Origin of the sequence: Aeromonas sp. sif2416, from assembly GCF_019218665.1 — a bacterium.
Lineage (GTDB): Bacteria > Pseudomonadota > Gammaproteobacteria > Enterobacterales > Aeromonadaceae > Aeromonas > Aeromonas encheleia.
The window spans coordinates 35,569-52,786 of record NZ_JAHUXC010000005.1 but is presented as its reverse complement, the minus strand read 5'-3'; the positions used below and the strand labels follow the sequence as shown (position 1 = coordinate 52,786).

Below are 17,218 nucleotides of genomic sequence, written 5' to 3'. Positions count from 1 at the left end.
CTCATTGGGCCCTCAGGCACCGGATTTCATGCTATCCACGCTCAATTTCATCTCACCGAGACGGCGAGCCAGGGCACCGACGTTCCCCGCGCCCTGAGTCAGCACCAGATCCCCTTCGCCAATCAGGTCCGCCAGCACCGCAGGCACATCGTCCGGCGTTGCGACAAAGATGGGTTCCAGGCTGCCGCGGGAGCGGATGGTGCGACAGAGGGCGCGGCCGTCGGCCCCCGGGATAGGCTCCTCACCGGCGGCATAGACCTCCAGCATCACCAGCACGTCCACCTTGGAGAGCACGTCGGCAAAATCTTCATAGAGATCGCGAGTCCGGCTGTAACGGTGTGGCTGGAACACCATGACCAGGCGCTTCTCGGGCCAGCCGGCGCGAGCGGCATTGATGGTCACCTTCACCTCGCTCGGGTGGTGACCGTAGTCATCCACCAGCATGGCCTTGCCACGACCGGTCTCGAACTCACCATATTGCTGGAAGCGGCGACCCACCCCCTCGAACTTGGAAAGCGCCAGGATGATGGCCTCGTCGCCGATCCCGTCTTCGGTCGCGACCGCGATGGCGGCAGCCGCGTTGAGCGCGTTGTGCACCCCCGGCAGATTGAGGGTCACCAGCAGTTCACCGGCACCAGCGCGACGTACCCGGAAGCGGCTGCGATTGCTGGTCTGCACGAAGTCCAGCACCTGCACGTCGGCATCAGCGGACAGACCATAGGTGATGGTCGGACGGCCGATCTCCGGCAGCAGGCCACGGATCACGGGGTCATCCACGCACACCACGGCCAATCCGTAGAACGGCAGGTTGTGCAGGAAGTCGATGAAGGTGGACTTCAGCTTGGAGAAGTCGCCGCCGTAGGTGTCCATGTGATCCGCTTCGATGTTGGTCACTATGGATACCATGGGCTGCAGATGCAGGAAGGAGGCATCGCTCTCGTCCGCTTCGGCGATCAGGTAACGGCTGCTGCCCAGGCGTGCATTGGTGCCGGCGCTGTTGAGCAGACCGCCGATGACGAAGGTGGGATCCCGGTCGGCCTCGGCATAGATGCTCGCCACCAGACTGGTGGTGGTGGTCTTGCCATGGGTGCCGGCGACGGCGACGCCGTGACGGAAGCGCATCAGCTCGGCCAGCATCTCGGCACGGCGCACCACTGGGATGCGCAACTCACGGGCGGCCAGCAGCTCGGGGTTGTCCTGCTTGATGGCGGTCGACACCACCACCACGCTCGCCTCGTTCACATGCTCGGCGCTGTGGCCCACGAAGATGTGGGCACCGAGCGAGGCCAGTCGTTCGGTCACCGCATTGCGCGACAGATCGGAGCCGGAGATCTGATACCCCTCGTTGGCAAGCACCTCGGCGATCCCGCCCATACCGGCGCCACCGATGCCGATAAAGTGAATGCGGCGCACGCGGCGCATTTCGGGGATCACAGTACGCAGTTTTGCCAGTTCAACCTTGGTCATAGTTCTCTCTCAGTCTGCCGCAAGCCGCTTGCATTCATCGGCAACCCGCTCGGCGGCATCGGTAATAGCGACGCGACGGGCGGCTTGGGCCATGTTCAATAGGGTTTCCCTGCGCCCGGCGAGCCAGGAGAGACGCGCGGCCAGCGAGGCCGTGGTCAGCTCGGATTGGGGCAGGAATTCGGCCGCACCGCCGTCGACCAGGGTCAGGGCGTTGCGGGTCTGGTGATCGTCCACCGCGTGGGGCAGCGGCACGAAGATGGCGGCGACACCGGCGGCGGCCACCTCGGAGACCGTCAGGGCCCCCGCGCGGCACACCACCAGATCGGCCCAGGCATAGGCGTCGGCCATGTCCTTGATAAATTCACTCACCTCGGCATCGGCCCCCAGTCTGGCGTAAGCCTCCGCCACGGCGTCGCTATTGCCCTTGCCGCACTGGTGGCGCACCTGGATGGGCACACCGGCGGCGGCCACGGCAGGGGGCACCTGCTCGTTGAGCACCTTGGCGCCCAGGCTGCCGCCGACGATCAGCAGGCGCAGCGGCTCGGCACTGCTGCGCAGCTGCGGATCCGGCAGGGCCACCACTTCCGGGCGCACCGGGTTGCCGACCACTGCGGTGCGACGGCTCGGCGCGAAGGCGCCGGGGAAGGCCATCAGCACCCGCTTGGCGAGGCGCGCCAGCAGCTTGTTGGTCATGCCGGCCGCCGCATTCTGCTCATGCAGCAACAGGGGAATGCCGGACAGCCAGGCCGCGACGCCACCGGGACCGGAGGCGAAGCCCCCCATGCCGAGCACCACGTCCGGACGAATGGTCTTGAGCACCTTGCGGGCCTGCAGCACCGACTTGACGATACGATAAGGGGCCGCCAGCAGCCGCTTGATGCCGTTGCCACGCACCCCCTGGATGTCGATGAAGGAGATGGGGTAACCGTGGGCGGGCACCAGCTCGGCCTCCATCCGGTCGGCGGTGCCGAGCCAGTGAATGGTCCAGCCCTGGGCCTTGAGGCGATCGGCCACCGCCAGCCCGGGGAACACATGGCCCCCGGTACCGCCAGCCATCACCAGTAGGGTCTTGCTCACGAAACCTCCCGCACGCGCGCCTGGGCACTGGCCTGGCGCAACTCGAAATCGATACGAATCAACATGCTCACCGCCACCATCATGATGATGAGACTGGAACCACCGTAACTGACCAGGGGCAGGGTCAGGCCCTTGGTCGGCATCATGCCGCTGGCCGCGCCGACGTTGACGAAGGTCTGGAAGCTGAACCAGATGCCGATGCCGATGGCCAGATAACCCTCATACAACTTCTCGGCTACCAGCGCCTGATGACCGAGTCGCAAGGCCTTGTACGCCAGCGCGAAGATGAGGAGGAGCGCACCCAGCACGCCCACATACCCCAGCTCCTCCCCCAGGATGGCGAACACGAAGTCGGTATGCGCCTCCGGCAGGTATTCCATCTTCTGGATAGAGTTGCCGAGCCCTTCACCAAACCAGCTGCCACGACCGAATGCCATCAGCGACTGGGTCAGCTGATAACCGCTGCCGAACGGGTCGGCCCAAGGGTCGAGGAAGGAGGTCACTCGCCGCATCCGGTAGGGCTCGGCGATGATCAGGGTCACCACGGCGCTCACCCCGACCAGGATGAGGCCGATGAACTGCACTAGCCGCGCCCCTGCCAGGAACAACATGCCAAGGGAGGTCACGAACATCACCACCACCGAGCCCAGATCCGGCTGAGCCAGCAGCAAGATGGCCACCACGAACAGCACCGCCATGGGCTTCATGAAGCCGATGAAGCGCTCACGCACCTCGTTCTGGCGACGCACCAGATAGCCCGCCAAGTAGACAAACAGCGCCAGCTTGCCAAATTCCGCAGGCTGCAGGTTGAAGGGGCCGAGCGGCAGCCAGCGGATGGAACCGTTGACGCTGCGGCCCACCAGCAGCACCAGCACCAACATCAGGATGGCAAGCAACAGCATGGGGCTGTTGTATTGCTGCCAGCGCGCCATCGGCACCTGCAGCACGAACCAGGAGATGCCGAGCGCCATCACCAGGAACAGGCCGTGACGCTTCACGAACATGAAGGGGTCGTTGTTGATGGCGATCCCCTCCGGAATGGAGGCCGACGCCACTATCACCAGGCCCACCGACATCAGCGCCAGCGCCAGCACCACCAGCTGCCGATCGTAGAGACCGGCGGGGCGCGCCGGTAACAACCAGCGTTGCAGCAGAGCTGCGATGGTGCGCAAGGCATTCATAGGGCCAGCACCAGTTCGGTGAAGCGATCGCCACGGGCTTCGAAGGATTTGAACTGATCCAGGCTGGCGCAGGCCGGCGCCAGCAGCACCCAGTCGCCGGGTCTGGCATCGGCGGCGGCCTTGGCGACGGCGGCAGCGAGATCGGCGACCCGTTCGGTCTGCTCACCCAGGGCGAGCAGCACCTCGGCATCCTGGCCGAAGCAGTACAGGTGATCGATCTGGTTGCCGAGCAGTGCCTGCACCGGGCCAAAGTCCTGGCCCTTGCCCTGGCCACCGGCCAGCAGCAGCAGCCGGCCCTTGACCGACTCGCGCACGCCGGCCACGGCCGCCAAAGTCGCCCCCACGTTGGTGGCCTTGGAGTCGTTGATCCAGCGCACCCCGTTTACCTCCCGCACGAAGCGGGCACGGTGGGGCAGGCCCTCGAACCGGCGCAGCACCCGCAGCTGTGGCTCACGGGGGATGCCGACCGCATCGCACAGGGCCATGGCCGCCAGGGCATTGGCCTGGTTGTGGGCACCGACGATCTTCATCTCGTCGACGGCCAGCAGCGGCTCCCCGTGCAGGGTCAACCAGTGGCGGCCGTCCAGCAGGCAGCGGCCGTAGCCGTTGCAATCCAGGCCGAAGCTCTGCCACACCTGACCCACGTCGGGCAGAGTCTGGGCATCGTCACGGTTGATCAGGATGTGTTGGGAATGCTGATGGATCTCCTGCTTGGCGGCGCGATAGTCGGCCATGCCGGCGTAGCGATCCATGTGATCCTCGGACAGGTTCAGCACCACCGAGGCGGCGGCGCGCAGGCTGTGGGTGGTCTCCAGCTGGAAGCTGGAGAGCTCCAGCACGCAGAGATCCATCGGCTGCTTGAGCAGCTCCAGCGCCGGGGTGCCGATGTTGCCACCGACCCCGACCTTGAGGCCCGCCTCGGCGATCATCTCACCGACCAGCGTGGTCACGGTGCTCTTGCCGTTGGAGCCGGTGATGGCGATGACAGGCACCTGGGTCTCGCGCACGAACAGCTCGATGTCGCCGATGATGCGCACCCCGAACTCGGCCGCGGCCTGCAGCTCGGGGGTGGCCAGGGCGATGCCCGGGCTCGCCACTATCATGTGGGCCAGCTTGAGCCGATCCGCGTCCAGCCCCTGGACGAGCTCCACCCCGGCCGGCAGTTGCTCCCGGCCTGGCGGGTTGGCGCGGGTATCCATCACCAGCGGCGTCACGCCGCGACTCAGGAAGTAGTCGACGCAGGAGAGTCCGGTTTTACCGAGTCCGATGATGATGACCATGGCTTACCTCACCTTCAGGGTGGCGAGGCCGAGCAGCACCAGCATGAGGGTGATGATCCAGAAGCGCACTATCACGCGCGGCTCCGGCCAACCCTTCTTCTCATAGTGGTGATGGATCGGGGCCATGCGGAAGATCCGCACGCCGCGCAGCTTGTAGGAACCCACCTGCAGGATCACCGAGACTGTCTCCATCACGAAGACGCCGCCCATGATCACCAGCAGGAACTCCTGGCGCACCAGCACGGCTATGGTGCCGAGGGCACCGCCCAGCGCCAGCGAGCCGACGTCGCCCATGAAGACCTGGGCCGGGTAGGTGTTGAACCAGAGGAAGCCAAGCCCCGCGCCGACGATGGCGGTGCAGACGATCACCAGCTCTGAGGTATAGGGCACGTAGGGGATGTGCAGGTAGTTGGCGAAGTTGACGTTGCCGGTCGCCCAGGCGATCAGGGCGAAGCCCCCCGCCACCATCACGGTCGGCATGATGGCCAGGCCATCCAGGCCGTCGGTCAGGTTGACCGCGTTGGAGGTACCGACGATGACGAAGTAGGTCAGCACTATGAACATCAGGCCAAGCTGCGGCATCATATCCTTGAGGAAGGGCACCACCAGCTGGGTCTGGCCATCATGGGTGGCCGTGGCGTAGAGGAACACCGCCACCCCCAGCGCGACCGCCGACTGCCAGAAGTACTTCCAGCGGGCGATCAGACCGTCGGTATTCTTGCGCACCACCTTGAGGTAGTCGTCGGCGAAGCCGATGGCACCGTAGGCGCCGAGCACGAACAGCACCAGCCAGACATAGGGGTTGTCGAGGCGGCTCCAGAGCAGCACCGAGATGAAGATGGCGGCGATGATCATCAGGCCGCCCATGGTCGGAGTGCCTTTCTTGCTGAGGTGAGACTCAGGGCCGTCGTTACGGATCACCTGGCCGAACTTCAGGATCTGCAGACGGCGGATGAGGCGAGGCCCCATCCAGAGCGCTACCGCCAGACCGGTGATGATCGACAGGATGGCGCGAAACGTCAGGTAGGAGAAGACGTTGAAGAAGGTGAAGTGCGGGGTGAGCAGTTCCGCCAGCCAGACTAGCATGTGGCTGACTCCTGACGGTCAGCGACCATCTTGACGATATCTTCCATGCGGGAGCCGCGGGCGCCCTTGACCAGAATCGAAATTTCTTGATGTGTATTTATCATTTGCGCAAGCACTTCAAACAACGACGCCTTGTTATCGAAATGTCGGCCAGCCGCGGCATCTGCGGTGTGGCGACTCTGTTCCCCTACTGTCAGCACGGCGTCAAGACCGCGCTCGCGGGCGTGGCGTCCGACCCGGGCGTGTTGCTCGGCAGACTCCTCACCCAACTCCTTCATGTCACCGAACACCAGCACCTTGTAGCCGCCCATGGCGGTCAGGGCATCGATACCCGCCAGCACGGACTCCACGCTGGCGTTGTAGGTGTCATCCACCAGGGTGAGACCACCCCAGCGCTGCACGCAGAAGCGGCCCTTGACCGGCGCCATCTGCTCCAGTCCCGCCTTGACGGAAGCGAGCGAGGCACCCAGCGCCAAGCAACCGGCGGTGGCGGCCAGGGCGTTGGCCACGTTGTGGCGGCCGGGAATGGCCAGGGTCAGGCTCACTTCCCCCTGCGGGGTCACCAGCACGCACTCGGCGCAGCCTGACGCATTGAAACGAATGTCGCGGGCATGGAACGGCTGGCTTCGATCCTCGATGGAGAAGGCGCAGTGAATGCCCTTCTCCTGCCACTTTGGCCAGAACTCGTTGTCGGCGTTGACGATGGCCGTCCCCTGCTCGCCCAGGCCGGCGAAGATCTCGCTCTTGGCGTGGAAGACGCCATCGAGGGAACCGAATCCCTCCAGATGCGCGGCCGCCACGTTGTTGATGATGGCGGCATCGGGCTTGACCAGGGCGGTGGTCCAGGCGATCTCGCCAGGATGATTCGCCCCCAGCTCCAGCACCGCAAACCTGTGTTGCGGCTCGAGGCGCAGCAGGGTCAGCGGCACCCCCACTTCGTTGTTGAAGTTGCCGGCGGTGGCCAGCACCTCCCCTTCGTGGCGCAGGATGGCGGTCGCCATCTCCTTGACCGTGGTCTTGCCACAGCTGCCGGTGATCGCCAGCACCTTGGGGTTGAGGCGCTCGCGCACCAGCTTGCCGAGCCGCCCCAGCCCCTTGAGGCTGTCGGCGACGATCAGCTGGGGAATGGCCAGCGGCAGCTCGCGCTCCACCAGCAGGGCCGAGGCCCCGGCGGCGACGGCCTGATCGCAGAAGTCGTGGGCATCGAAACGCTCGCCGCGCAGCGCAACAAAGAGTGCGCCCGCACCCAGGGTACGGGTGTCGGTACTGACCGCCGTGATCGCCGCGTCGTCACCAATCAGACGGGCATCGAGCACCTGCGCCAGGTCGGCAAGCCTGAGGGTCATCATGTGAATGACTCCAATAATGTGTGCAAGGCGGCCGCGACGGTTTCCCGGTCGCTGTAGTGCCGCTTGTCGGTTCCAATGATCTGATAATCCTCGTGACCCTTACCGGCCACCAGGATGATGTCCTGTGTGCTCGCCTGACCGATGGCCAGATTGATCGCCTTGACCCTGTCGTGCTCTATCTGCACCGAGCCGGGATCGCGAAGACCCGCCACCATGTCCGCCATGATCTGGGCCGGCTCCTCGGTACGGGGATTGTCGTCGGTCAGGATCACGCGATCCGCATGCAGCTCCGCCATGGCGGCCATCATGGGACGCTTGCCGCGATCCCGGTCGCCACCACATCCCACCAGGCACCAGAGTTGGCCCTCGCAGTGCACCCGCAGGGCCTGCAACGCCTTCTCCAGCGCATCCGGGGTATGGGCATAATCGACCACGGCGAGCGGCGCCTTGCCGCCCCCGAAGCACTCCATGCGGCCGGTCACCGGCAGCAATTGCGGCGCGCTGGCCAGCAGCGCATCGAAGTCGTAACCGAGCACCAGCATGGCGCCCATCGCCGCCAGCACATTGCTGACGTTGAAGCGGCCGAGCAAGGGGGCGGATAATACACCATTCCCCCAGCTGGAGTTAATCCTGGTGTGAAAACCTTGTTGGTGGAAATGGGGATCCTGCGCCGTTAACTGTCGCCCCGGATGGTTTTCAATCGGGCCATTCACCCCGAACGCCACGGCCTCGGGATAACGTGCCAGCCATGCCTGCCCCACCTCGTCGTCGGCATTGATGACCGCATTGGCTTCCTCGACCAGCTTGAGCAGCTCCTCCTTGGCGGCGCCATAGGCCTCCATGGTGCCGTGATAGTCCAGATGATCCCGGCTCAGGTTGGTGAACACGGTCGCCGCGAAGGGCAGCGCCGCCACCCGATGCTGCACCAGACCGTGGCTGGAGACCTCCATCGCCACCAAATCCGCCCCCTGCCGTTGCAGGGCCGCCAGATTCGCCTGCACCTGCAGGGCGCTGCCGGTGGTGTTTTCCGCTTCTACCAGCTCACCGAACAGACCGTTTCCGACCGTGCCCATCACCCCGGCCTTGCCCCCCAGCAGGGTGCGCCAGTTCGCCACCAGCAGCGCCGTGGTGCTCTTGCCATTGGTGCCGGTGATGCCCACCAGTTGCAGCTGGTTGGCGGGTTGGCCGTAGAAATCGCCGGCCAGGCCGGAGAGGCGAGCGGGCAATTGGGGGATCCCGAAACAGGGCACCGCCAGGGTTGGCGCCACAAATTCTCCGTCCTCCTCAAACAGGACGGCGGTCGCTCCCTGAGCCACCGCCTGTTCGATGAAGCGTCTGCCATCCATCTGGTGGCCTCGAATGGCCACGAAGAGGCAACCGGGCCCGACCCGCCGGCTGTCCAGCTGGAGGTCGGTGAGGGGGAGCGCCGGGGCAGAGATGCCGAGGGGGCGCAGCAGTTGATCAAGCGCGCGGGACAACATGAGAAGCCTCCAACTGGGCAGGAATACAGGCGCCCGAACGGCGCGACGACAGGGGAAAAGGCCCGCGACCAAGGTCGCGGGCGGGAGCTTGACGCCAATCAGGTGCGTGGCGCGGCATTGGGAGCCTCCACACGGGCGAGTTTGGCGGGCACGGCAGGCGCTAGCCCATCGGGGCGAATGTTGAAGAGCTGCAGCACGCCGCCCATGGCCTCGGCAAAGGGCGGGGTCGCGACGGCACCGCCGTAGTAGGCGCTGCCCTTGGGCTCGTTGATCACCACCACCATGACGAAGCGGGGATTGCTGGCCGGGGCGAAGCCGGCGAACCAGGCCATGTAGTCCTTGCCATAGCCCCCGGCGACGGCGACCTTGGCGGTACCACTCTTGCCACCGACCCGGTAACCCGGGATCTGCGCCTTAGGGATGGCGTTGCTGACCACGTATTCCAGCGCCTGCAGCATGGCGGTAGCGTTGTTGTGGTCGATGACCTGCTCACCCTTGGGCGGCTGGGTCACCTTGATGATGGAGAGGGGCACCCGCTTGCCCTTGTTGGCCAGGGTGGCATAGGCGGAGGCCAGCTGCAGCGGGGTGACCCGCAGGCCATAGCCGAATGACAGGGTCGCCCGCTCGATATCGGACCAGCGGCGACGCTGGGGCAGCATGCCGCTGCTCTCGCCCATCAGGCCGCTGCCGGTGTCCATGCCGAAGCCGACCATGCTGAGGGTGTTGATCATCTCCTGGGCGGGCATCCGCAGCGCGATGCGCGACATGCCGATGTTGGAGGAGTAGCGCAGGATATCGTACAGGTTGGTCGCCTTGTGAATGCTCACATCGCGGATCTGCTTGGCGCCGATGAACAGGGGGCCGCCCTGGATGGTGTCCTTCCAGCTGGTGACACCCGCCTGGAGCGCACTCAACAAGATCAATGGTTTGATGGTCGAACCCGGCTCATAGGTATCGGTCACCACCCGGTTGCGCACCCGGAAGCTCTGGTACTGGCCACGGTTGTTCGGGTTGTAGGAGGGGGTATTGACCATGGCGAGCACCTCACCGGTCTTCACGTCCAGCATCACCATGGAACCGGAGGTGGCCTTGTTCTCGTCGGTGGCGCGCTTGAGCGCGCGATAGGCCAGTGCCTGCACCCGCTGATCGATGCTCAGCTGCAGATCGTTGGAGTTCTTGCCCTCCTTGACCAGCCCGAGCCGCTCGATGACCCGGCCCTGGCGATCCTTGCGCACCCGCATCTCGCCCGGGGTCGCGGTCAGCCACTCGTTGTAGCTGCGCTCGATCCCCTCGATGCCGCTGCCATCTATGTTGGTCACCCCCACCAGGTGGGAGCTGATCTCGCCGGTCGGATAGAAACGACGGGCCTCGGGCCGCAGATAGATACCCCCCAGCTTGAGACCCTTGATGTATTCCGCCACCGCCGGCGTCACCTGCCGCTGCAGGTAGACGAAGCGCTTGCTCGGGTTGGAGATACGGTGCTTGAGGGTGTTGATGTCGAGCTTGAGCACGGCGGAGAGCGCCAGCCAGGCGCGCTCGTTATGGATGGCACCGGACTCGTGCACCGTCTTGGGATCGGCCCAGACCGCCTCGACGGGCACCGACACCGCCAGCTGTTCGCCGTTGCGATCGGTGATCATGCCACGCACCGCCTGGGTGGAGGTGGTACGCAGCGAGCGCATGTCCCCCTCCTGACGCAGGCGGTCCGGGTCGATCACCTGGATCCAGGCCAGCCGCAGGATCAAGCCGGCAAACGCGATGCCGATGAAGAACACCAGCGTGCGAAAGCGCCACGGATAGAGTGACGGGGCTTTGGCCTTGGGTGGGGCCTTGGTGGCGGCCTTGCGTTTCATGGTTGTGTTATTACCTTCTCGGTGGTCACCAGCGGGCGAGCCATCTGCAATTTGTCCATGGCCAGACTCGCCACCCGGGAGTGTTCGGCCAGGGTGCCCTGCTCCAGCAGCAGGTGTCGCCACTCGATGTTGAGCCTATCCTCTTCCGCCATCAGGTCATTTTGCTGGGCGGTCAGGCCGCGGGTCATGTTGGTCACCAGGATCACCGCAAAGGCGGTGAGCAGCACGGCAACGGATAGCACGATCTGCAGCTTGTGCCGCCAGAGATCGCCGATGATCTCCTTGGCCAGATGGACACGCACCTCGCTCATGACTCAGTCCGCCAGCCGCTGGGCGACCCGCAGCACTGAGCTACGGGATCGGGTATTTTCGGTGACTTCGTGCTCGGAAGGCTTGAGCGCCTTGCCGATCGCTTTCAATTTACGGCCACCGGCCAGCTGCGCCTCGGTCAGCGGGATGCCACGCGGCACCTCGGGTCCCTTCTCATGCTTGCGGATGAAGTGTTTGACCAGCCGGTCCTCCAGCGAATGGAAGCTGATGACGGAGAGGCGCCCCTCGGGAGCCAGTGCCTGCAGCGCGCCGTCCAGTGCGGTCTCGATCTCGTCCAGCTCGCTGTTGATATAGATGCGAATGGCCTGGAAGCTGCGAGTGGCGGCGTGCTTGCCCTTCTCCTTGCTCGGGTTGACCCGGGCGATCATCTCCGCCAGCTGGCGGGTGCGCACATAGGGCTCGGTGACCCGATCGTGGACGATGGCACGAGCAATCTTCTTGGCGAAGCGCTCCTCGCCGAAGGTCTTCAAGACCCAGGCGATGTCGTCCACATCGGCCCTGGCCAGCCACTGCGCGGCGCTCTGGCCGCTGGTCGGGTCCATCCGCATGTCGAGCGGGCCGTCCTTCATGAAGCTGAAGCCGCGCTCGGCATCGTCAAGCTGGGGGGAAGAGACACCGAGATCCAGCAGGAAGCCGTCGACCTTGCCCAGCAGGCCGCGCTCGACCAGATAGGTGGTGATGCCGGAGAAGGGACCGTGCACGATTTCGAAGCGGGGATCCTGGATCTTGGCGGCCTCGGCGATCGCCTGGGGATCCCGGTCGATGGCGATCAGACGGCCGTTCGGGCCGAGCTGCTGGAGAATGAGACGAGAGTGACCACCCCGGCCAAAGGTACCGTCGACGTAGATGCCGTCCGGCTTGATGGCCAGCCCTTCGACGGCTTCGTGCAACAGCACTGTGATGTGTTCAGCGGCTTGGGTCATTTATAAGGAAAAGTCCTGTAGTCGTGGTGAGCTTGCCCAATCGTCCTCGGGCAGGCCCTGGATATCGTCATTGATCTGTTGCTGCCAGCGGGCTTCATCCCACAGCTCAAACTTGTTGAGCTGGCCCACCAGCATAATTTTCTTGTCCAAGCCGGCATGGCTGCGCAGCGGCTGGCTGAGCAGCAGACGGCCATTGCCGTCCAGCTCACACTCGGTCGCATGACCGAGCAACAGACGTTGCAGGCGGCGCTCTGCCGGATTGGTGCTGGAAAGGGTCTTGAGCTTGCGCTCGATCTCTTCCCATTCATTCAGGGGGTAAAGCAGCAGACAAGGGTGGGCAATGTCGATGGTGCAGACCAGCTGGCCGTCGCTTTCGTCGCGCAGCCAATCTCGGTATTTGGTCGGAATCGCCAGTCGCCCTTTGCTGTCCAGGCTGATGGCGTGAGCGCCACGCAACAAATTGCAGTCCCCGAAGGTGAGTTTAAGGAGGCAAACTGCCTGATAAAACCACTTTGATCCACTTTTCTCCACCATGAAGTTTAAGGACGAGCAGGAGGCTTTTCAAGCGAGGATGGCGAGCATGGGGAACATATTGACGCGACGCCGGGGCACTACCGATTAAATGAATTGATTTTCCACAAGTTATTTCTGGTAACAACGGCATAATTAATTGGAATCAATAAAAAATAAACAGGGTAACGCCGTGCTTAACGCCGCTTTCTTCCCCGCCACCTAGCTAAAGCGGGCTCTGATGGGGTACACCGAAGCATCATAATTTCATGATTTTAAAAGCAAGATGCTCAGATCAATCCCATCGCCAGCAATTACCACCGAATGCACCGGCAATATTTCCTGCGAATAAAAAAGAGCCTCACGATAAATCGCAAGGCTCTTCAGAAAATAGGTCGGAGTCGGCCTGTAAGCCGGGTTCTGTTCCGGGTTGCCCCGGTAGCAATCATTCCTCTAGGCCAGCAATCGCTCACTGGCTCAAGCAACCTACCCGCCCCCAACGCGGGCCGCGCCAATAGGGGCCTATTTGGTCTTGCTTCGGGTGGAGTTTACCGTGCCACGAACTGTTGCCAGTCGCGCGGTGCGCTCTTACCGCACCCTTTCACCCTTACCTGATCCCTTGCGGGCCATCGGCGGTTTGCTCTCTGTTGCACTGGTCGTAGGCTCGCGCCTCCCAGGCGTTACCTGGCACCCTGCCCTATGAAGCCCGGACTTTCCTCCCCTCCGCCCGTCTGTCCCGAGGGACACAACGACGAAGCAGCGATTGCCCAGCCGACTCCGGGCGCGGATTATAGCCTTGTCCGCCACCCCGGGTAAACCGGCAATTGAGTTTCACCGCGATTAATAGTGCTAGAGGTCATCTTGGAAGAACATATTCCTCTTCATCCCACAATCAGGTATCCGCTGAACGGGCGAATCGGCGATGGTCGTTTTCCCCAACCTAGTGGTGCTCGAGACCGTATTTGTAGAGTGCATTCTTCTTCACACCGTGGATCTCGGCGGTGAGCGCCGCCGCCTTCTTCAACGGCAATTCGGCCACCAGCAGCCCCAGGGTACGGAGCGCCTCGGCAGGCAACTCTTCGTCTAGCTTGCTGGCACCGGCCACCACCAGCACGATTTCGCCGCGGCAGCGGTTATCGTCCTGGCCGAGCCAGGTGAGCATCTCGGAGGCGGGCAGACCATGGATGGATTCGAAAGTCTTGGTCAGCTCGCGGCACACCACCACCTGACGCTCCCCCAGGATGCGAGCGATCGCTTCCACCGTATCCTGCACCCGACGCGGCGATTCGTAGAACACCAGGGAGCGGGTATCTTCGATGACGGCCTGCAGCCGATCGTCGCGCCCCTTGGCCTTGGCCGGCAGGAATCCTTCGAAGGCGAAGCGGTCGGTGGGCAGTCCGGCGGCAGAGAGCGCCGTGATGGCGGCGCAGGGGCCCGGCAGCGGCACCACCTTGACCCCGGCCTCGCGACAGCGGGTGACCAAGTGATAACCGGGGTCGCTGATGAGCGGGGTGCCCGCATCCGACACCAGGGCCACACTCTTGCCTTCCTTGATCCGGCCGATCAGCACATCGGCCTTCTGTTGCTCGTTGTGATCGTGCAGGGCGAAGGTCGGAACCGAGATTTGGTAGTGGCTGAGCAGGATACCGGTATGACGCGTATCCTCGGCAGCCACCAGATCGACGCTGCGTAAAATGTTCAATGCACGCTGGGTGATATCCGCCAAATTACCGATGGGAGTGGGGACTATATACAGGGTTGGGATGTCACTCATGGGATCTCCGAGTGTCCCGACAATTGTGTCGCCATATTGGCCCGTTTACACTATGGAGAACTTCAACACTGGTCGGGGAATGAACTTGAACCGGGTTACAAAGCAGCTAAGTGTATCACGACTCTTCGGCATCCTACTCGCGGCAGTACTGCTGACCGCCTGTGCGTCGGAGCCCAACCCATCTTCCGGACAGCCAGGCATGCCGTCGGCTTTCTCGGATCTGACCAAAAATGCCCAGTGGTATCTGGAGCAGGTGGATCCCGCCAAACCGGCCGAGGCCTTCAGCTGGCAGGTGATGGCGGCCCGCAGCTACCTGGCGCTGGGCCAGGCCAAACCGGCTGCCGCCCTGTATCAGCAACTGCAGAAACAGGCCAAGAGCCCGGAGCAGCAGGCGCAACTGCAACTGTTGCAGGCACATCTGTTGCTGGCGCAGGGCAACGCCAACCAGGCCTTGATCCTGCTGGAAGGCAAGCCCGAGGTGGCGCTAGATGCCGATACCCAGAAGGATTGGTATCGCCAGCGCGTGGTGCTGCAGCTGGACATCAACAACAAGTTTGGTGCCGCCAAGTCGCTGATCCTGCTGGAGCCCTATCTGGCCCAGAATGAGCTGGCGACCAACCACCAGCAGATCTGGTCCATGCTCAAGAGCATGACCCCCTCCACCCTGCAGGCGCTGGAAGAGGCACCGGCCCCCGACGTGACCACCGGCTGGCTGCGGCTGGCAGCGCTGGTGAACGAGTTCGGGGCCCAGCCCAGTCAGCTCGCCCGCCAGCTGGCGGGCTGGAAGCAGGCATTCCCGAACCACCCGGCCCAGACCGACATGCCGGCAGGGCTTGGGGATCTGGCCACCGGCGACGTCGGCTCGCTGCAGCAGGTCGCCGTCTTCCTGCCCCTCTCCGGTAATCTGGAGGCTCAGGGGGCGGCCATCCGCAACGGCATGCTGATGTCCTACAAGGAGAACCAGGGTCAATTCACCCTGAACTTCTACGACACCCAGAGCAAGGCGATGGGTGAGCTCTACAAGCAGGCGATCCAGGAGGGGGCCAACATGATCATAGGCCCGCTGCTCAAGGACAGGGTCGCGGAGCTGCTCAAGGCCAACCCGACAGTGCCGGTGCTGGCCCTCAATGAGCTGGACAAGCCGATCGTCAACGACAACACCTACTACTTCTCCCTCTCCGCCGCCGCTGACGCGTCTCAGGCCGCCCAGTACCTCTATGGTCAGGGCTACCGCAAGCCGCTGCTGATCGCGGCCCAAGGCCGGATTGGCTACAGCAGCATCAAGGCGTTCGAGCAGGCCTGGGCCGGCGTGAGCCAGGAGAAGCCCGTGGTCGCCACCTTCGGGGCGCGCAACGAGGTGCAGGGCATGGTCAAGAATGCCCTGAGCGGTCGTTCCAGCGCCCGGGCAGGGGAAATCGTCCAGCTCTCCGATGCGGCCCCCCGCAGCATCGATGCGGTCTATGTGGTGGCCAACAGCCTGGAGACCCGGATGATCAAGCCCTATGTGGACATCTCGGTCGAGCCCATGGGCAGCCTGCCGATCTACAGCAGCTCCAGGGGTTACGACAGCGCCGCGACCGAGGTGGCGTCCGAGCTCAACGGTATGCACATCTCCGACATGCCACTGCTGCTGGGCGGCTACGAGAAACAGCGGGAACAGATTGCCCTGCTCTGGCCACAGACCCAGGGTGACCTGCTACGACTGTTCGCCCTCGGCTACGATGCGGTCAGCCTGGCTGACAACCTGCAGCAGATGCGCAGGGTCAATGCCATGCAGCAGCCTGGCATGAGCGGGCAGCTGAGCGTGGATCCCCAGGGCAACATAGTGCGCATGCTGGATTGGGCCGTCTACCAGAACGGCAAGCTGGTCAGCGATAGCGCCGTGCCCCAGCTCGAGGAGAGCTCCCATGAAGAGGCTACTGGCACAACTGCACCAGCAGTGGTTGAACCTGTTGCCGTCGGCGGCGACGAGCAAGGGACAGCACTTTGAGCGAGTAGCGGAACGCTGGTTGCAGGCCCAGGGCCTGCAACCCGTGACCCGCAACTACCGCTGCCGGGGTGGTGAAATAGATCTGATCATGCGCCAGGGGGATACCCTGGTGTTTGTCGAGGTCAGATACCGCGCTCACGCCAGCCATGGCGGAGCCGCCGGCTCGGTCACCCGACGCAAACAGCACAAGATCGTGCTGGCCGCGCGCCACTATTTCAAGCAACATGCCATCAACGAGGCCGGCCAGGCCTGCCGATTCGATGTGATCGCGTTCGAGGGCGACCAGCCAGACTGGATCCAAGACGCATTTTAAGAGGACCCCATGACTGATCCCATCAAAGAGAATTACACCGAAAGCATCCAGACCAAGATAGCTGCCGCCGAGGCCCTGCCGGATGCCATCCATACCGCAGCCCAGATGCTGACCATCTGTCTGCTCAATGGGCACAAGGTGATGGCATGCGGCAATGGTCCTTCCGCCGCGCTGGCGCAGCTGTTCATCTCCGAGCTGGTGAACTGCTACGAGACCGAGCGCCCCTCCCTGCCCGGGATGGCGCTGACCCCCGACATGGCCACCATCAGCGCCATCGCCACCGATCACGGCTTCGAAGAGGTCTATGCCAAGCAGATCCGCGCCCTGGGTCAGCCCGGTGATATCCTGGTGGTCATCACCACCACCGGCAACAGCCGCAGCCTGATCAAGGCAGCGGAGGCGGCCCTCTCCCGCGATATGACGATCATCGTGCTCGGCGGTGGTGACGGTGGCGAGATCGCCGGTCTGCTCGGTCCCAACGATGTGGAGATCCGGGTGCCATCCGCCCGTCGTCCTCGCATTCTGGAAGTGAACCTGTTGACCCTGCACTGCCTCTGTGATCTCATCGACCAGACTCTTTTCCCTCAACAGGAAGATTGAAACC

The 17,218-nt window shown here is 63.7% G+C and carries 15 protein-coding genes and 1 other RNA gene; 3 read left to right on the top strand and 13 right to left on the bottom strand.

The annotated features are described in order from the left end of the window. Positions 1 to 12 precede the first annotated feature (12 nt). The 13 genes from murC to rsmI form a co-directional block, all read right to left on the bottom strand. A complete protein-coding gene (murC, locus tag KW821_RS11280) occupies positions 13 to 1,467 on the bottom strand; it encodes a UDP-N-acetylmuramate--L-alanine ligase (RefSeq protein WP_218291515.1) in 1,455 nt (484 codons plus the stop codon). Between the two features lie 9 nt (positions 1,468 to 1,476). Then, positions 1,477 to 2,544: an undecaprenyldiphospho-muramoylpentapeptide beta-N-acetylglucosaminyltransferase gene (murG, locus tag KW821_RS11275; RefSeq protein WP_042653222.1), complete on the bottom strand. Its 1,068-nt coding sequence runs from the start codon at positions 2,542 to 2,544 to the stop codon at positions 1,477 to 1,479. Then, entirely contained in the window at positions 2,541 to 3,725 is a 1,185-nt protein-coding gene (gene ftsW / locus KW821_RS11270; RefSeq protein WP_042653223.1) for a cell division protein FtsW, read from the bottom strand. Before ftsW ends, murG begins: the two co-directional genes overlap by 4 nt. Further along, the gene (gene murD / locus KW821_RS11265; RefSeq protein ID WP_042653224.1) at positions 3,722 to 5,005 is read right to left on the bottom strand and encodes a UDP-N-acetylmuramoyl-L-alanine--D-glutamate ligase; all 1,284 of its coding nucleotides are present in this window, start codon (positions 5,003 to 5,005) and stop codon (positions 3,722 to 3,724) included. Before murD ends, ftsW begins: the two co-directional genes overlap by 4 nt. Positions 5,006 to 5,008: 3 nt before the next feature. Beyond that, positions 5,009 to 6,091 carry a phospho-N-acetylmuramoyl-pentapeptide-transferase gene (gene mraY / locus KW821_RS11260; protein ID WP_218291514.1) on the bottom strand — a complete coding sequence of 361 codons (1,083 nt, stop codon included), beginning with the start codon at positions 6,089 to 6,091 and terminating at the stop codon, positions 5,009 to 5,011. After that, positions 6,085 to 7,440 (bottom strand): UDP-N-acetylmuramoyl-tripeptide--D-alanyl-D-alanine ligase, encoded by a 1,356-nt coding sequence (gene murF / locus KW821_RS11255; protein WP_218291513.1) that lies wholly within the window; start codon positions 7,438 to 7,440, stop codon positions 6,085 to 6,087. The genes mraY and murF overlap by 7 nt, the downstream gene beginning before the upstream one ends. After that, positions 7,437 to 8,921, bottom strand: a complete 1,485-nt coding sequence (gene murE, locus KW821_RS11250) for a UDP-N-acetylmuramoyl-L-alanyl-D-glutamate--2,6-diaminopimelate ligase (protein ID WP_218291512.1) — start codon at positions 8,919 to 8,921, stop codon at positions 7,437 to 7,439. Before murE ends, murF begins: the two co-directional genes overlap by 4 nt. A 98-nt stretch (positions 8,922 to 9,019) precedes the next feature. Continuing rightward, positions 9,020 to 10,774 carry a penicillin-binding transpeptidase domain-containing protein gene (locus KW821_RS11245; RefSeq protein WP_042653228.1) on the bottom strand — a complete coding sequence of 585 codons (1,755 nt, stop codon included), beginning with the start codon at positions 10,772 to 10,774 and terminating at the stop codon, positions 9,020 to 9,022. Beyond that, complete coding sequence (gene ftsL / locus KW821_RS11240) at positions 10,771 to 11,085, bottom strand: cell division protein FtsL (RefSeq protein WP_042653229.1); 315 nt, start codon at positions 11,083 to 11,085, stop codon at positions 10,771 to 10,773. The genes KW821_RS11245 and ftsL overlap by 4 nt, the downstream gene beginning before the upstream one ends. Positions 11,086 to 11,088: 3 nt before the next feature. Continuing rightward, entirely contained in the window at positions 11,089 to 12,027 is a 939-nt protein-coding gene (gene rsmH, locus KW821_RS11235) for a 16S rRNA (cytosine(1402)-N(4))-methyltransferase RsmH (RefSeq protein ID WP_042653230.1), read from the bottom strand. Further along, positions 12,028 to 12,486 (bottom strand): division/cell wall cluster transcriptional repressor MraZ, encoded by a 459-nt coding sequence (gene mraZ, locus KW821_RS11230; RefSeq protein ID WP_042653231.1) that lies wholly within the window; start codon positions 12,484 to 12,486, stop codon positions 12,028 to 12,030. It abuts the gene before it with no gap. A gap of 444 nt (positions 12,487 to 12,930) precedes the next feature. Next, positions 12,931 to 13,316: RNase P RNA component class A (gene rnpB / locus KW821_RS11225), an RNA gene on the bottom strand. A 161-nt stretch (positions 13,317 to 13,477) separates the two neighbouring features. Next, complete coding sequence (rsmI, locus tag KW821_RS11220; RefSeq protein ID WP_042653266.1) at positions 13,478 to 14,311, bottom strand: 16S rRNA (cytidine(1402)-2'-O)-methyltransferase; 834 nt, start codon at positions 14,309 to 14,311, stop codon at positions 13,478 to 13,480. Positions 14,312 to 14,510: 199 nt separating this feature from the next. On the opposite strand from rsmI, the gene KW821_RS11215 reads away from it, so the two are divergent. Genes KW821_RS11215 through KW821_RS11205 form a run of 3 tightly spaced genes read left to right on the top strand, consistent with a single transcriptional unit; the run spans position 14,511 to position 17,214 of the window. After that, a complete protein-coding gene (locus KW821_RS11215; protein WP_256353446.1) occupies positions 14,511 to 16,301 on the top strand; it encodes a penicillin-binding protein activator in 1,791 nt (596 codons plus the stop codon). Further along, a complete protein-coding gene (locus KW821_RS11210) occupies positions 16,219 to 16,614 on the top strand; it encodes a YraN family protein (RefSeq protein WP_218291510.1) in 396 nt (131 codons plus the stop codon). The genes KW821_RS11215 and KW821_RS11210 overlap by 83 nt, the downstream gene beginning before the upstream one ends. Positions 16,615 to 16,623: 9 nt before the next feature. Further along, on the top strand, positions 16,624 to 17,214 hold the full coding sequence (locus KW821_RS11205) for an SIS domain-containing protein (RefSeq protein WP_042653268.1): 591 nt from the start codon (positions 16,624 to 16,626) through the stop codon (positions 17,212 to 17,214). Positions 17,215 to 17,218 lie beyond the last annotated feature (4 nt).

Excerpts from the sequence above, each read along its gene's own strand:
- mraY (WP_218291514.1), bottom strand. The coding sequence starts at position 6,091 with ATGCTAGTCTGGCTGGCGGAACTGCTCACCCCGCACTTCACCTTCTTC.
- rsmH (WP_042653230.1), bottom strand. The coding sequence starts at position 12,027 with ATGACCCAAGCCGCTGAACACATCACAGTGCTGTTGCACGAAGCCGTC.
- murD (WP_042653224.1), bottom strand. The coding sequence starts at position 5,005 with ATGGTCATCATCATCGGACTCGGTAAAACCGGACTCTCCTGCGTCGAC.
- KW821_RS11205 (WP_042653268.1), top strand. The coding sequence starts at position 16,624 with ATGACTGATCCCATCAAAGAGAATTACACCGAAAGCATCCAGACCAAG.
- ftsL (WP_042653229.1), bottom strand. The coding sequence starts at position 11,085 with ATGAGCGAGGTGCGTGTCCATCTGGCCAAGGAGATCATCGGCGATCTC.
- murF (WP_218291513.1), bottom strand. The coding sequence starts at position 7,440 with ATGATGACCCTCAGGCTTGCCGACCTGGCGCAGGTGCTCGATGCCCGT.
- rsmI (WP_042653266.1), bottom strand. The coding sequence starts at position 14,311 with ATGAGTGACATCCCAACCCTGTATATAGTCCCCACTCCCATCGGTAAT.
- KW821_RS11245 (WP_042653228.1), bottom strand. The coding sequence starts at position 10,774 with ATGAAACGCAAGGCCGCCACCAAGGCCCCACCCAAGGCCAAAGCCCCG.
- KW821_RS11210 (WP_218291510.1), top strand. The coding sequence starts at position 16,219 with ATGAAGAGGCTACTGGCACAACTGCACCAGCAGTGGTTGAACCTGTTG.
- murE (WP_218291512.1), bottom strand. The coding sequence starts at position 8,921 with ATGTTGTCCCGCGCGCTTGATCAACTGCTGCGCCCCCTCGGCATCTCT.
- KW821_RS11215 (WP_256353446.1), top strand. The coding sequence starts at position 14,511 with ATGCCGTCGGCTTTCTCGGATCTGACCAAAAATGCCCAGTGGTATCTG.
- murC (WP_218291515.1), bottom strand. The coding sequence starts at position 1,467 with ATGACCAAGGTTGAACTGGCAAAACTGCGTACTGTGATCCCCGAAATG.
- ftsW (WP_042653223.1), bottom strand. The coding sequence starts at position 3,725 with ATGAATGCCTTGCGCACCATCGCAGCTCTGCTGCAACGCTGGTTGTTA.